This is a genomic window from Acinetobacter sp. 1130196 (assembly GCF_000588095.1).
GTDB classification, from domain to species: Bacteria; Pseudomonadota; Gammaproteobacteria; order Pseudomonadales; family Moraxellaceae; genus Acinetobacter; species Acinetobacter nosocomialis.
In genome coordinates this window covers 1-14,424 of record NZ_JFWX01000011.1, presented here as the reverse complement: position 1 = coordinate 14,424, position 14,424 = coordinate 1, and the positions used below count along the sequence as shown (strand labels likewise).

Annotated in this window: 13 protein-coding genes, 1 rRNA gene and 1 pseudogene; 9 read left to right on the top strand and 6 right to left on the bottom strand. The window is 38.9% G+C overall.

The window, feature by feature from the left end; genetic code table 11:
- Nucleotides 1-98: 98 nt before the first annotated feature.
- On the bottom strand, nt 99-770 hold the full coding sequence (locus tag J671_RS11605) for a hypothetical protein (protein ID WP_022576134.1): 672 nt from the start codon (nt 768-770) through the stop codon (nt 99-101).
- Between the two features lie 233 nt (nt 771-1,003).
- On the opposite strand from J671_RS11605, the gene J671_RS11600 reads away from it, so the two are divergent.
- Nucleotides 1,004-1,888: an energy transducer TonB gene (locus J671_RS11600; protein WP_031982326.1), complete on the top strand. Its 885-nt coding sequence runs from the start codon at nt 1,004-1,006 to the stop codon at nt 1,886-1,888.
- 88 nt (nt 1,889-1,976) lie between these two features.
- On the opposite strand, the gene ybeY is transcribed toward J671_RS11600, so the two are convergent.
- From ybeY to miaB, 3 genes are read right to left on the bottom strand one after another with little or no spacing between them, the layout of a single operon-like run.
- Entirely contained in the window at nt 1,977-2,453 is a 477-nt protein-coding gene (gene ybeY, locus J671_RS11595; RefSeq protein ID WP_031982325.1) for an rRNA maturation RNase YbeY, read from the bottom strand.
- 9 nt (nt 2,454-2,462) lie between these two features.
- Nucleotides 2,463-3,551 carry a PhoH family protein gene (locus J671_RS11590; RefSeq protein WP_002050786.1) on the bottom strand — a complete coding sequence of 363 codons (1,089 nt, stop codon included), beginning with the start codon at nt 3,549-3,551 and terminating at the stop codon, nt 2,463-2,465.
- Nucleotides 3,552-3,588: 37 nt separating this feature from the next.
- The gene (gene miaB, locus J671_RS11585) at nt 3,589-5,040 is read right to left on the bottom strand and encodes a tRNA (N6-isopentenyl adenosine(37)-C2)-methylthiotransferase MiaB (protein ID WP_031982323.1); all 1,452 of its coding nucleotides are present in this window, start codon (nt 5,038-5,040) and stop codon (nt 3,589-3,591) included.
- A 287-nt stretch (nt 5,041-5,327) separates the two neighbouring features.
- Between miaB and J671_RS11580 the strand changes: the two genes are divergently transcribed.
- The 4 genes from J671_RS11580 to J671_RS11565 all read left to right on the top strand — a co-directional run bounded on the left by J671_RS11580 (nt 5,328) and on the right by J671_RS11565 (nt 9,598).
- Nucleotides 5,328-7,271, top strand: coding sequence for a lytic transglycosylase domain-containing protein (locus J671_RS11580; protein WP_031982322.1), 1,944 nt, complete (start codon nt 5,328-5,330; stop codon nt 7,269-7,271).
- A gap of 57 nt (nt 7,272-7,328) precedes the next feature.
- A complete protein-coding gene (locus J671_RS11575) occupies nt 7,329-7,991 on the top strand; it encodes a hypothetical protein (protein ID WP_004711857.1) in 663 nt (220 codons plus the stop codon).
- A gap of 211 nt (nt 7,992-8,202) precedes the next feature.
- A complete protein-coding gene (locus J671_RS11570; RefSeq protein ID WP_002050778.1) occupies nt 8,203-9,189 on the top strand; it encodes a malate dehydrogenase in 987 nt (328 codons plus the stop codon).
- 163 nt (nt 9,190-9,352) lie between these two features.
- A complete protein-coding gene (locus J671_RS11565; protein WP_004711858.1) occupies nt 9,353-9,598 on the top strand; it encodes a DUF2789 family protein in 246 nt (81 codons plus the stop codon).
- A gap of 50 nt (nt 9,599-9,648) precedes the next feature.
- Here J671_RS11565 and J671_RS11560 read toward each other — a convergent pair whose 3' ends face one another.
- A complete protein-coding gene (locus J671_RS11560) occupies nt 9,649-10,176 on the bottom strand; it encodes a hypothetical protein (RefSeq protein ID WP_002050748.1) in 528 nt (175 codons plus the stop codon).
- Nucleotides 10,177-10,244: 68 nt separating this feature from the next.
- Nucleotides 10,245-10,850 carry a 2OG-Fe(II) oxygenase gene (locus tag J671_RS11555; protein WP_002050740.1) on the bottom strand — a complete coding sequence of 202 codons (606 nt, stop codon included), beginning with the start codon at nt 10,848-10,850 and terminating at the stop codon, nt 10,245-10,247.
- A gap of 117 nt (nt 10,851-10,967) precedes the next feature.
- Here J671_RS11555 and J671_RS11550 point away from each other — a divergent pair, with 117 nt between their 5' ends.
- The 4 genes and pseudogenes from J671_RS11550 to J671_RS0104410 all read left to right on the top strand — a co-directional run.
- Nucleotides 10,968-11,825, top strand: coding sequence for a 23S rRNA (adenine(2030)-N(6))-methyltransferase RlmJ (locus tag J671_RS11550; RefSeq protein WP_004711861.1), 858 nt, complete (start codon nt 10,968-10,970; stop codon nt 11,823-11,825).
- 41 nt (nt 11,826-11,866) lie between these two features.
- A complete protein-coding gene (gene pssA, locus J671_RS11545; protein WP_031982321.1) occupies nt 11,867-12,700 on the top strand; it encodes a CDP-diacylglycerol--serine O-phosphatidyltransferase in 834 nt (277 codons plus the stop codon).
- 17 nt (nt 12,701-12,717) lie between these two features.
- Nucleotides 12,718-13,804 (top strand): annotated as a pseudogene (locus J671_RS11540) (DUF6670 family protein).
- 443 nt (nt 13,805-14,247) lie between these two features.
- A 16S ribosomal RNA gene (locus J671_RS0104410) occupies nt 14,248-14,424 on the top strand; the annotation flags it as partial.

The following is a 14,424-nucleotide window of genomic DNA, read 5'->3' as shown; positions in this document are numbered from 1 at the left end:
ATTATGCCTGTTGATCATGGAGAAAAAATCAGGATTTATGCTAAATATGTAATCTCTTTGTGTTTTTTAACAATGAATTTCTTTAGCTCATACAGTTGTTATGCATCTTTTTGCTGTATTGGCGTAATTTCAGTGTCTTCAAGATCATCTTCAAAATCATCTTCTTGGTCTCGGAAAAGTAACGCGGCAAGATTGACGTTACCAAAGACGACTAATTCTGCTTCACGTACTCGAGCATAGTTGATATGTACCTTTCCTAAAGTTTCAATAATGCTGGCTTTTTTACCGAACCAACGATTTAGGTCTAGAAAGATAAGGTCATCTTTTTCTTGGGCTACGTTAAAACGCTCTAAAATCATGCCCAATGGATCTTTTTTTAGAATTTTGTGATAGTAAAAAATAGCAGCTTTTACAGCAATCTTTTGCCAGAAATTTTTATATTTAGCTTCTACAATTTGTGTATTACTAATTTGTTCAAATACAATAAGTTGCTGTTCTTTGTTGAATTCCATCTGTATCAATTTTAAGTCGACAGATAAAGTTGTCTCTAAACCTTTAACATGCATTGTGGCATATAGCCTTAACCAGTCATGATAAAGGTCTGCATGTAGATCATCTAAAAACTCGACATTATTAGTCACGTAACGTTCTAAGGTCGCATTTAGAAAAGTTTGCGACAATGTAAAATCTCTTTCTTCCTCAATGAAGGCTTCAGCTTTTCGGTAGACTTTATGAAGACGTTTGACTAATGAGGAAAATAGCGTTTGCATAAAAGAACTTCCAGAAGATGAATTATTAAAGAAACAACACACTCTTTATTATGTTAAAAACAGGTTTTGATATTGCAGTGTAACAAATTTAATTGATACATTTTCACAAAATGAAAATGGATAAAAACCTATATTTGAAGTGAATCACACTTTTATCCATATTTGAATATCAGTTTGTATTTTGTTCGGTTATTAATACTCTGGGGAAAAGGCATTTATATGCTTTTAAGATTATGTTGAAAAAAAGAAGTCTTTCTATAGAGCCTTTTCATTATTGGTGGCAAGACCGAGTCTTTATTGTCGCGATAATACTCGCAATCTTATTGCATACTTTTGTGCTGCTCATCCATTTTGCGATGCCTGCACCATCAGAACAATCGACTAAAGAAATTGCGATATCGGTTCGTCCTACAGGAGAGATCGTTAAGCATGCAGACTTTTTAGCTCAAGCAGACCAGCAGGGTTCGGGAACTTTTCGAGCGGCTCATCGAATGTCCAGTAATTCTCCGACGCCTATGCCGACTGATGCTTCAACTGGCGAAGCTCAGTTAGACACTTTGGAAAAAGTGCGGCAACAAAGAGAACTTAAATTTGAAGAAAAAGTATTAATGACTGTGTTGAGTTGGCAGAAACAAGCAGAGGAGAGCCAAAGGAAAAAAGCACTTGAACAGTTACAGAGCCAATTTCAAGCAAAAGCCGCAATGGTCGCGAGCCTTGAAGCTCAATATTTGCAACGTCAGCAAGATTTCAGCCGCCAACAAAAAATAAAAACAGTAGATGGTATTCAAGCCAAGAAAGATGCCTCAGCAGCTTATCTAGATAAATTCCGTGAAAAAGTAGAGCTTTACGGTAACCGCTATTATCCAGAAGAAGCCAAGCAGCAACAGCTAAAAGGTGAAGTCCGCCTTATGGTAATTTTAAATGCTCAAGGGGGAATTCGTGCAATTCGTTTACTTGAAAGTTCAGGACATCCAGTTTTAGATGAGGCAGCAAAGGCATCAGTACGTCGTGGAGCACCGTTTGGTCGTTTTGATACAAATATGAAGGATATTTCCGAGCTACGTATTGTACGTACTTGGCGTTTTGATCCAGCTGAAGCCGAGTTTGAAGTTCATTAATGAAAAAATGTGGATAACTTTTAGGATATCCACATTTTAAAATGAATTAAGAAGCTATTTGCGTTCTTAATAGTTTGAGAGAAATTGGTTATTCCTGATAAGGATTAGCAATATTGAGTTTAGCTAAAATTTCGATCTCTAAACCTTCCATTTCTTCTGCATCTTCATCACTTATTTCATGGTCATAGCCGAGTAAGTGCAGAACACCATGTACTAAAAGATGTGCAAAATGATTTTGGGCAGTTTTCTTTTGTTCCAGAGCTTCTTGTAGTACCAGTGGAATACAAATCACCAAATCACCTAGTGGTAATGCATCAAGCATTGGTAGGACTTCTTCGGGAATGTCGCTTGGAAACGAGAGAACATTGGTGGGTTTATCTTTCTCACGATATTGCAAGTTAAGTTGATGGCTTTCTTCCAGATCAACACAGGCAACACCAATTTCACAGTCTTCTTTGTAGCCAACGTGGCGTAAAGTTGTCTCAATAATTTTTTTGAGTTGAGCTCGTTTGAGCTCTAACTCAGGGGATTGAAAGTCTTGTTGTAAACTTAAACTGATTTTCAAAGTGAATCCTTAGGCATCCTGATGTTGCAGGTCTGCTGCTGTATCGTTTTCAGCGACTAATGCTTCTTGGCGTGCTTTACGTTCAGCGCGTGCTTCAGCATTAAGACGCTGTTGTTCACCATCCCAACCTTCATACGCTTCAACAATTTTTTGAACAAGTTGATGACGTACAACGTCGCGAGAATGGAAACGGGTAATATGAATTTCTTTAATATTCTCAAGTACACGAAGGGCGTGTGCCAAACCGGATTGTTGGCCTCGAGGTAAATCTACTTGGGTAATGTCACCTGTAATCACTGCACGAGAGCCAAAACCTAAACGGGTCAAGAACATTTTCATTTGTTCAGGCGTAGTGTTTTGCGCTTCATCCAAAATTACAAATGAATGGTTAAGTGTACGGCCACGCATATAAGCAAGAGGCGCCACTTCAATCACTTGACGCTCGATTAACTTGGCAACTTTTTCAAAGCCAAGCATTTCGTAAAGGGCATCGTAAAGAGGACGTAGGTATGGATCAATTTTCTGGGTGAGATCACCCGGTAAGAAACCGAGCTTTTCTCCTGCTTCTACCGCAGGGCGAACAAGTAAAATCCGCTGGATTTCATTACGCTCTAACATGTCGACTGCGGCGGCAACTGCTAAATAAGTCTTACCTGTACCAGCAGGGCCTACACCAAAAGAAATATCGCTTTGTAAAATACGTTGTACATAGCGTTTTTGATTGGCACCACGTGGATTAATGCGACCTTTTCGAGTCTGGAAATAGACATCCATTGGCGCATCATGCTCTTCCATCTCTTCACCAACTAACTCGAAATTACGTTCAGTTTGTGAAGATTGAATCAAGAGATGTAATAGATCAGCACTGATTTGCTGAGACTCTTCAGTTTCTTCGTAGAGTCGTTGCAATAATGCTTCGGCTCTCCCAACAGCATCTATCTCACCATCTATGTGAAAAACATCTCCACGATGAGTAATTTTGACATCTAAACGCTGTTCGATTTGCTTAAGGTGCCCATTATAGGCACCCAAGATGCTCTTTAAACGTTCCATTGAAATTTCAGGAAATGTTACGGTACGTCGAATCGCTGCAGTCAAGAGAAAACCTTTCAGTAGACTTTAGAATACCTCTACATTACGCCACGTCAGGCTCAAGATTCAAGAGTTCACCGTAAACTAAATTTAAAGTTTTAATTTCAGTAATCTCGATCTCGGCAAAACGGCCAACCCAAGAAGCATCACCTACAAAAGTTACTAAGCGAGTATTGTCTGCTGTACCTACTAAAATATTAGGGTCTTGATCAGACACTTTCTCGATAATTACACGTTCAATTTTGCCAAGCATTGCATCAGTTTTCTCAATACTTGATTGCTTAATGACTTGTTGAACTTGTGCTAAACGTTCTTTTTTAACATGTTCAGGAGTTGTATCTGGTAAGTCAGATGCTGGTGTACCCGGGCGTTTTGAGTAAACAAAGCTATATGAGTGATCGAAGTCTAAATCTTTGATAAATTGCAATGTTTCTGCAAAGTTTTCGTCAGTTTCGCCTGGGAAACCAATAATAAAATCGCTCGATAAATGCATATCCGGACGTATTTTACGTAACTTAGCAATCTTGTCGATGTATACATCAATAGTGTGATTTCGCTTCATTGCTTTAAGTACATCATTTGATCCACTTTGTACAGGCAAATGTAAGTGTGAAACCATTTGAGGTAAATCTTCATAACACTGAATAAGTTCATCGGAGAACTCAAGTGGATGTGAAGTTGTATAACGTAAACGGCCAATTCCAGGAATTTCTGCAACGAGTCGTAACAATTCAGGGAAGGTACAAATACCACCTTCGAATGTTTCACCACGATATCCGTTTACATTTTGACCAAGTAAGCTAATTTCACGAACGCCTTTTTCAGCAAGACCCGCGATTTCTGCAAGCACATCATCAAGTGGACGAGAAACCTCTTCGCCACGAGTATATGGAACCACACAGAAAGAGCAGTATTTAGAGCAACCTTCCATAATAGAAACGAATGCTTTGAAACCTTCTACGCGCGGTTCAGGTAAGAAGTCGAACTTTTCAATATCCGGGAATGAAATATCAACGAGCTTAATTTTTTCTTTTTTCGGCTTTTCCACTTGTGCATGATGTTGGTCAAGCATTTGTGGTAAACGGTGTAAAGTTTGTGGGCCAAAAATCATGTCGACATATGGCGCACGTTTTTGAATGTTGTCACCTTCTTGAGATGCAACACAACCACCTACACCAATCACAAGATCAGGATTTTGTTCTTTTAGTTTGCGCCAGCGGCCTAATTCACTAAATACTTTCTCTTGTGCTTTTTCACGGATAGAACATGTATTCATGAGCAGAATATCTGCTTCATTAGGGTTAGTTGTTAAAACATAACCGTGAGAATCCCCTAAAAGGTCTGCCATACGGTGACTGTCATACTCATTCATCTGACACCCTTGAGTTTCAATATATAATTTCTTTATTGAAACATCAGTGGTGTGCGTTGGCTGGGTAACAGTGTTTTCTGAGGCAGCTTTGGCACCATTGGGAATGAAGGTTTGAACCGTCATGTAGGCTCCTAACAGATCGATCTAGATAAATAATAAAATGACCCAAAACGGGTCAAACCGATCATTATAGCAGTATTTGAGCCAGACAGATAACAATAAACTGCCATAAGCTGCACATGATTTATGAAGACAAATGACATAAATTTTAATGATGTCGAATCAGATAGTTACATAACACAACAAAAGAATGTACGAAGAATAATTAAACTATGCCTAAAGGTGGATAGTCAGGGTTTAGCACATTTATGAGACCAGGTAAAAAGAGCTCATCAAACAAGAGTCGTGTGATGAAAAATAAATATGCACATCGTAGCTGGTTAGGAGCTGTGTGTTTACTTGGTTGTTCATTGTCTTATGCCGCAGAAGAACAATTTAACGATGCATTAAATGCCGCCAATAGTGGTAATACTGCTTTATTAGATCAATATCAGGCTGCAATGCAAAATGATGTGCTGGGCTATTATCCTGAATACTGGAAGTTAAACAGTAATTTAGGATTTCAATCTCCAACTTCAATTGTAAGTTTTGCGCAGCGCTATCCACAATCTGCTATGGCAGAGAAGCTTGCAGCGGATTATGTTGAAGAAAAAGTTAAACAAGCTGATTTTGTATCTGCACAGCCATTGTTACCTTATGTCTCTAACCCTGACCCAGCCGAAAATTGTGCTTTGGCACAGGTACGAGCTAAAAGTGGTGATGCATTGGTATTTGCAGAATATAAAGATGTTTGGTTAGCCACTGAGTCACAACCAGACTCTTGTGTTGGGCTAGGCCGTATGATGCTTACCAGTCCATTAATGAGTACCCAAGATAAGCAACAGCGTCTGTGGGTACAGCTACGTTCAGGCTTATCAGGACAAGCTCTTGCAACTGCTCAAAGTCTTGGAATGAATCTTTCTTTGGCTCAGCTCAACCAGATTCAGGCGAATCCTCTTAATTATTTATGGACCGCTCCAAAGACCAACGATGTAGATTATGCCTATTTGATTTTCGCATTAGGTCGTTTAGCGAATAATGATTTAGGTAATGCTTTTGCAAATGTACAGCGTGTAGCGCAAGGTACTCCAGAGAGCGTGCAAAAGTATCTTTATCGAACCGTGGCTTATATCGGTGGCACTACGGTGATGAAAAATAACTTTAACCGTGAAGTACTTCAATATTTTGATGCTAGCTATGGTTATCCGCTAAGTCCTGAAGAAGCTGAAATTTATGCACGACAAGCTATTCGCTTTAGCGCATGGGAAAGCTTAATTCGTGCGATTGATAGCATGTCAGTTTCCCAGAAACAAGAAGATCGCTGGCAATATTGGTTAGCCCGTGCGACAGAACAACGTGGCGATAGTAACTCTAAAAACACGGCACAGCGTATTTATAAAAAATTAGCTGAAAGTGGGGATGATTATCACAATCTTCTTGCAAAAGACCGCCTAGGTGTACGTTATAACCATCAGCCATATAACGACGAGCCGACTGCAAGCGATTTACGCCGTCTAGATCAAAATATTCACTTTAATCGTGCATTTACTTTAAGACGTATTAACGCAAATCCAACGTATACCAACCGTGAATGGAACTGGGCAGTCCGTCAAGCATATCTTCAGCATGACGATGGATTATTATTGGCTGCGGCAAAACGTGCTCACGATATGGGATGGTATGATCGTGCAATTTACGCAGCAGATCGTACAACGAATAAACATAATGATATGTATCGTTATGTGACTCCGCATAAGACTAATGTCGTAAGTCATAGTTACAATGCTGGAATTGATCCTGCGTGGGCTTATGGTTTAATGCGTCAAGAAAGTCGGTTTGTTACCTCGGCACGTTCTCATGTAGGAGCTGGTGGCCTTATGCAAATTATGCCTGATACAGCAAAGTTGATTGCTCGTCAGATGGGGGAGACATATAATCCGGCGGCGTTAAGTGAAATGAATACCAATATTCGTTATGGAACATTTTATTTATCAATGATTCAAGGGCAGTTAAGCAATAACCCTGTTTTAGCGACAGCAGGCTATAATGCTGGCCCAAATCGTGCAAGACGTTGGCAACCCGATTACCAACCGATTGAAGCTGATCAATATACAGAAACCATTCCATTGCTTGAGACTAGAGATTATGTCAAGCATGTCATGACAAATGCGACCCATTATGGAGTGGTGTTGGGGCAAGGCGCTCAGTCGCTAATACAGCGTATGAAAGTCATTCCAATGCGATCATCACCTTAATTTTAGATGATGAATGATGGAACATTCTTTTAATTGGCATAACCAAGTTTTAATTAAATGAAATATAGATATCTAGGACTTCATCCAATATCGCAACTTGCATGGTGGCTCATCTGTGCAAGCATTGGATTGATGAGTTCTGTTTTACATGCGGAACCTGTAAACGTGCAAGGTTATGTCATGCATGTTCAGATGACGCCTGCTGTCTGTTCGTTAGATCCTTCTAAACAGAAGCAGCGTAAATGTCTTGAAGGGTACTCACTCACAATTACGGGTTTAATGCCTGAAACAACTAGAACGGACTGTTCAACTGAAAGTTCTGCCACCCTTTCGCCCTTGCAAGCTAAAGTTGTTGCTCGAGTGATGCCAGACAACAACGCTCGTGTGCAACTTTGGAAGAGTGTTGGTGGCTGTGTACCTATGAACGCCAGTCAGTATTTCCGTACAATTATTAACTTCGCTGAACGATTAAAAATCCCTGCCAATTTAACTAGTTCTAGTAATGTAGAAATGCAACAATCTACATTACGTCAACAATTTACAAAGCTTAACCCGAGTTTGCCACAAAATGGCATTCGTTTTTCGTGCCAACTTTCACGTTCCGATGTTGTACTTACTGAAGTTAAAGTTTGCTACACAGTAAATGGCCAATATAAGCAATGTTCAAATCATGTAGTCTCTAATTGCCCAAGTGAAATTACAATTAAAGGTAGCTATTAAGAGTAGCTACCATTTCACAGAAAAATGCTCACCATACATTGAATCTATTTGTAAAGGTTAATTTGTATTTTCTATCAGACTTTTGGTGAAAATGAGTCGCTTTTACATGCATCTGCAACTTCTTTAGAGTACAATCTTTGCCGTTTATGATGATTTGGTTAAGTAGAATCGCTATTTAGCCCGATTAAGGACACTCATTGGAGACAATTACATGAAGCAACCCGTTCGTGTTGCCGTGACTGGCGCTGCAGGTCAAATTGGTTACAGCTTATTATTCCGTATCGCAAGCGGTGAAATGTTAGGTAAAGATCAACCTGTTATTTTACAATTGCTTGAAGTTCCAGTTGAAAAAGCACAACAAGCGCTTAAAGGCGTAATGATGGAACTTGATGACTGTGCTTTCCCTTTATTGGCTGGCATGATCGGGACTGATGATCCTAAAGTTGCATTTAAAGATGCTGACTATGCATTATTAGTTGGTTCTCGCCCACGTGGTCCTGGTATGGAACGTGCTGACTTGTTAAAAGTTAACGGTGAAATCTTCATTGGCCAAGGTCAAGCATTAAACGAAGTTGCTAGCCGTGACGTTAAAGTATTAGTTGTAGGTAACCCTGCAAATACAAACGCTTACATCGCAATGAAATCTGCTCCAGATCTTCCAGCGAAAAACTTCACAGCAATGTTACGTCTTGACCACAACCGTGCATTGACTCAAGTTGCTCAAAAAGCTGGTGTTGCAGTTGCTGACATCGAAAAATTAACAGTTTGGGGTAACCACTCTCCAACAATGTATGCTGACTACCGTTTTGCTACTGCAAATGGTGAAAGCTTAAAAGACAAGATCAACGATCCAGCTTGGAACAAAGACGTATTCCTTCCAACTGTTGGTAAACGTGGTGCTGCGATTATCGAAGCGCGTGGTTTGTCTTCTGCTGCTTCTGCTGCTAACGCTGCAATCGACCATATGCGCGATTGGGCACTTGGTACAAACGGCAAGTGGGTAACTATGGGTATTCCATCTGATGGTTCTTATGGTATTCCTGAAGGCGTTATGTTCGGTTTCCCTGTAACAACTGAAAACGGTGAATACAAAATCGTTCAAGGTTTAGAAATCGATGAATTCAGCCGTGAGCGTATCAACTTCACTCTAAACGAGCTTGAAGAAGAACGTGCAGCAATTGCTGACATGCTAAAATAATTCATTAGTTAAATGAATTGGAAAAGCACTCTCTTGTAGGGTGCTTTTTTATATTTGAAATTTAATAAGAACACACAAAAAACAACAAGAAAATATAGACCTAGATATACAACTAACATCTATTGTTGCTAGATTATTGAAAAGAAGCCATGGGAGAATAACAATGTTTGAACAGCAACCGACATTACAACTTTTATTCGAGCAATTGGGTTTAGATGCTGATGACGCGAGTATTGAAAATTTTATAAAAACGCATCAGTTACCCGCTGAGCAGAAGTTACATGAAGCATCTTTTTGGTCCCAAGGTCAAAGTGATTTCCTAAAAAGCCATTGGGAAAAAGATGATGAGTGGATTGTCGTCATTGATGAACTTAATGAGCAGCTACACGAAGATAGTGTAAAAAAATAACCAAATAAAAAGGCCTGTTTATAAATAACAGGCCTTTTAAAATTCACACTTTAGTGAGTTTTGAATTTTAATAATTCTTTATACCATGGCTCATGGCGTATTGGATGAAATACCGGATGTTCATGAACCAACTCAAGATCACATTGAGCAGTTGATAAATATTTTGTAAGCCAATGTCGGGTAAGAGCTGGTTTTTCCTGCGCTGCCGAAGCATAAGCCAAGAAAAAGTATATATCACTATGGTGATGGTGAGCTAAGGGCTTTAAAATTTGCTGTGCAATGAGCGCAAAGCGTTTTTCTTTATTTAGCTCAAAATAAATCATATACGCTTTAGCTAAATGAAGAGATAAATTCAAATACAAACGCATCGGCATTTCATCGTATTCCATACGAGCTTGCTCAAGCAAAACAATAGCTTCTTGCAAAAAATGAATTTGCTCTTGACGAACACGGCTTAATACAACGAGCTGCATACGTAAATCTGCACGTTCCAAAGCAAGTTCGGGCGTATTCTCAGTTAAATAGAGTTGGTCTGTTTCACCAATTCTGCTCACAATCATTTTTGTTTCAATAGACATACGCCTTCGCCCTTTTTAATCAATAGCTCTTATATCGGGTTTATTTAAGAAATTTAAAGAGCACTTATCTAACCCCAAATCGAGTTTCCACTACGAAGCCAAGCTGTAATTGATAAACGCTGCTGTTTAGAAACTAAAACTTCATGAAGCAAATTACTTTGGAAAATAACTAGGCGATTAGGTTCTGGCGTAATAATGTGCCAAATATCATTTTTGTCCTGCAAGCGTAATTGTCCTCCCCAATCATCCTGCCATTCAGGATGTAAATAATAAACAGTAGAAATAATACGATCATTTTTTTGTTGAGGATTATCTCGATGTAATGCATAAAATTCACCTGCGTTATAACAGGCAAAATGCGCTTCAACCTCTTTAATTCCTAAAAAGAAAGCTTGATTTAGATGTTGGCAAAATGAAGTTAGGGTTTCGACATGTTGTTCGGCAATAGGAAGTGACTCATTAATCCATAAAATATGATCGCTTCGAATAGTACTCACTACACCATTTTGAATCCCTGCTTCACGGAACTCATCAAAGTGATGACTACACTCTGTGGCAACTTGAGCAAGATACTCAGTAGAATAAGCATGGTTTACAATTGCAAAACCATGTGCATTTAAGTCATCTAAAATCTGGTTCAGATTCCAACTGTCAGGAAGTGGTCGAGAGCGCATATAACCTCATATCGATCGTAAGAAAATCAAGCAGCCTTATTTTAGATGATCACAACCTTACGAAAGAATATTTTTTTCATGTTAAACTATTCGTTGAATTGAGGAATTAAAGTCAACATGAATTACCGTCACCATTTCCATGCGGGCAACTTTGCAGATGTTATGAAGCATGTGCTTTTGCTACAGCTTCTCAACCGTTTAAATGCTAAAGATAAACCTTATCGTTATATCGATACGCATGGAGGGGCAGGAAAATATGATCTATCTCAAGCACCTGCACAAAAGTCAGGAGAATTCCTAACGGGTATTCATCGTCTTGTACAGCTTTCTGAAATGGAAAAGCGTCAAGCTCCTGAAGCAATCCAGCAATACTTAAAACTTGTAGAAGAATTACGTACTGAAGAAGGTAAAGGTAGCTATCCGGGTTCTCCTTGGTTTGCTTTGCAAGGTATGCGTGAAATCGACAAAGCGACTATATTTGAAATGCAGCGCGATGTTTTTCAGCAATTACGTCATAACATTCGCGATAAACGTGCAGGTTTACATGAGCGTGATGCATATGAAGGTCTGCTCGGTGTAATTCCACCGAAAGAAAAGCGCGGTCTGGTTATGATTGACCCGCCTTACGAATTAGAACGTAAAGACTTTCCACAATTGGTTGAGCTCTTACAAAGCGCTTATAAGAAATGGCCAACAGGTGTCTTTGCAGTTTGGTATCCAATCAAAGACCGCGCAATGATTGAACGTTTTGAAAAGAAAATGTTCAAAACTGGAATTCGCCGTCAATTAATTTGTGAAATTTGTGTATGGCCAGATGACACACCTGTAGGTCTGAATGGTTGTGGTTTATTGGTAATTAACCCACCTTGGCAGTTTTCTGAGCAAGCAGACCAAGCCCTACAATGGTTATTTCCTCACTTACGTATGCAAGAAACAGGTGGTCACGCTGCTGTTCGCTGGTTAGTGGGTGAGTAATAATTAATCTAAATCAATGCACATGTTTGGAATAGAAAATAATGACAAATGCGCCTAAACCAGAGCAAGATTTAACTCATAATGAACATTCTTTTGATGGGATTACGTTCGAAGTGGTTGAAGAAGAAGATAATCCGGAAGGACAAAAAGTGAAGCGCCGAGGTATTTATCTTTGGCCTAACTTAATCACGACAGCCGCTTTGTTGTCTGGTTTCTATTCCATTATTGCAAGTATGAATGGCGAATTTACACAAGCGATCTATGCTATTTTTCTTGCTGCTTTGTTCGATGGATTAGATGGTCGTGTTGCCCGAGCTATTGGTGCTCAAAGTGCTTTTGGTGAGCAATATGATTCTTTATCTGATTTGTTAGCATTTGGTGTGGCGCCAGCAATGCTAATGTATAGCTGGAGTCTCCATGATTTAGGTCGCATCGGCTTAGCATGCTGTTTTGTTTATACGGCTTTTGCAGCATTCCGTTTGGCGCGGTTTTATGTTCAAATTGGAGGAGTTGATAAACGCTATTTTATTGGTATTGCAAGTCCATTAGCTGCAATTATCATTATTTCGCTTGTATGGGTGGCTCGTGATTATCCGTTTATTTTCGATTTACGTGATATTGCGATTCAGGTCATTAATGCGGTAATCATGGTTGTTGTTGGTTTACTTATGATTTCCAATATTAAATATTATTCATTTAAGCAAATGGACCGCAAACGTGTTCCTTTTGTAGTTATGTTGCCGGTAGTACTGATTTTTGCAGCAATCACTTATAATATCCCAATGGGTATTCTGATTGTTTCAATCATCTATGCTCTATCAGGTTTTGTTACCACACTTTTAGCTAAAAAAAATAACGAGACTATCAAAACATAAATTAGATGAGGTTCAGTATGCCTAAGTTGATGAGTCCAATAAATCAATTACAGCAACTGAGCCTCAACTCAAATGAGGGTGTTGTTTATCAACCCGCTAGAGGCTTCTTTAAAGTTGTCTATCAAGGCTTAATCCTTCCAAATTTACCGGCCCCACTTCGTTATTTTAATTATATTAGTCTAATCGGGCAGCCTAGAATTCCACTTTGCTATAACGCAAACAGTATTGTGACTTCAGCAATTGATACAGCAACAGTACTGGTGAGTAACAGCCTACACAGTGTAAGTCACTTAAAAACCTATTCTATCCGAAGACAATGTCAACTTACTCCTAATAGTTACCAATTTGATAAAACAGATCTTATTGAATGGCAAATTCCAAGAGTTCAGCTTAGACGAACAGATTCTGAAATGAGTTGTGACTTAGTTGTCCAAACACCTTCTGATATTTCCAATTCTTCAGCACTACAGTGGGGAATATCTGACTACTGGTCTGTTTTGTGTCATTGTGAAGGAGAGATTTTATATAAAGGGCAGAAATATGAAGTCAATGGATTAGGACGTTTTAAACATGCTCGGGCCTTGCATTTACCTTTCTTATCTTTATGTTTTTATACCTGCCAGATTATTAATTTAAATGAAACAACACAAATCACACTTTCTCAAATAAGAAATCAATGGAATATTATTCTGTTTTCACGTTTAGATATTCAAGAGCTAGGAAAGCCTGCTGTCACATTTACGGAAGATGTTAATTTCCATATCCATCGGGTTTATCCAAAGGTTGAAACACCACATGGACGTGAAATGTATTTACCTCGAGAGTTTTCTTGGCAATGTAAAAAAAATGGAAAAGTAATTTTCGAACTCTATGCAGAAAGTCGTGGTGATTACAAATTTGGATTCGCTGCTGGATATATTGGAAGTTTCCGTTACCAGCTAAGTTGGAATGATCAATGCCTTCAAGGAGAAGGTGGATATTGTGAATATATCGATTGCCGTCCATTAAGATGGCAAGAGAAGAATCAAGATGAGAAAATCCTAGATAAATTGATGCTTTTACAACCGTGTTTATATAAAAAATGAATATTTTTATCATTTTTGATCAAAAAGCGAACTATCGTTGCGCTAATATTAAAAAAGGTATTGCAAAGGTAAGTTAATGGTCTATAATGCACATCCATCGGCGGTGATGCAGATAGAAACTTGTTGAAAAACAGTTACTTGAGATTAAGTTGGTTGCTTTAAGTGATGAATTTGATGTTAAGTTGGTTTGAAAGATAAGTTTTAAAAATATCGAAATTACCTGTTGACTTTTAAGAGATTAAGAGTAATATAGCCGACCTAGCTTGCTGGTGACGAACCAGGAAGAAGATCATTAAGAGAATTGAAGAACAACTTGTGTGGATTTTTACTGATTGATTAATCGAAATAATTTTCATTGATTGATTGGTTTAAATTACTCGAAGTTTATTTGAGCGAAATTTAAGTCAGTAATTGATGAGCCAGAATTGGCACCTTGTCTATAAATAAGGTGCAAAATGATTTTAACTGAAGAGTTTGATCATGGCTCAGATTGAACGCTGGCGGCAGGCTTAACACATGCAAGTCGAGCGGGGAAAGGTAGCTTGCTACTGGACCTAGCGGCGGACGGGTGAGTAATGCTTAGGAATCTGCCTATTAGTGGGGGACAACATCTCGAAAGGGATGCTAATACCGCATACG

Excerpts from the sequence above, each read along its gene's own strand:
- J671_RS11565 (WP_004711858.1), top strand. The coding sequence starts at position 9,353 with ATGTTTGAACAGCAACCGACATTACAACTTTTATTCGAGCAATTGGGT.
- J671_RS11580 (WP_031982322.1), top strand. The coding sequence starts at position 5,328 with ATGAAAAATAAATATGCACATCGTAGCTGGTTAGGAGCTGTGTGTTTA.
- J671_RS11570 (WP_002050778.1), top strand. The coding sequence starts at position 8,203 with ATGAAGCAACCCGTTCGTGTTGCCGTGACTGGCGCTGCAGGTCAAATT.
- J671_RS11605 (WP_022576134.1), bottom strand. The coding sequence starts at position 770 with ATGCAAACGCTATTTTCCTCATTAGTCAAACGTCTTCATAAAGTCTAC.
- pssA (WP_031982321.1), top strand. The coding sequence starts at position 11,867 with ATGACAAATGCGCCTAAACCAGAGCAAGATTTAACTCATAATGAACAT.
- J671_RS11555 (WP_002050740.1), bottom strand. The coding sequence starts at position 10,850 with ATGCGCTCTCGACCACTTCCTGACAGTTGGAATCTGAACCAGATTTTA.
- J671_RS11560 (WP_002050748.1), bottom strand. The coding sequence starts at position 10,176 with ATGTCTATTGAAACAAAAATGATTGTGAGCAGAATTGGTGAAACAGAC.
- J671_RS11550 (WP_004711861.1), top strand. The coding sequence starts at position 10,968 with ATGAATTACCGTCACCATTTCCATGCGGGCAACTTTGCAGATGTTATG.
- J671_RS11575 (WP_004711857.1), top strand. The coding sequence starts at position 7,329 with ATGAAATATAGATATCTAGGACTTCATCCAATATCGCAACTTGCATGG.
- miaB (WP_031982323.1), bottom strand. The coding sequence starts at position 5,040 with ATGACGGTTCAAACCTTCATTCCCAATGGTGCCAAAGCTGCCTCAGAA.
- J671_RS11600 (WP_031982326.1), top strand. The coding sequence starts at position 1,004 with ATGTTGAAAAAAAGAAGTCTTTCTATAGAGCCTTTTCATTATTGGTGG.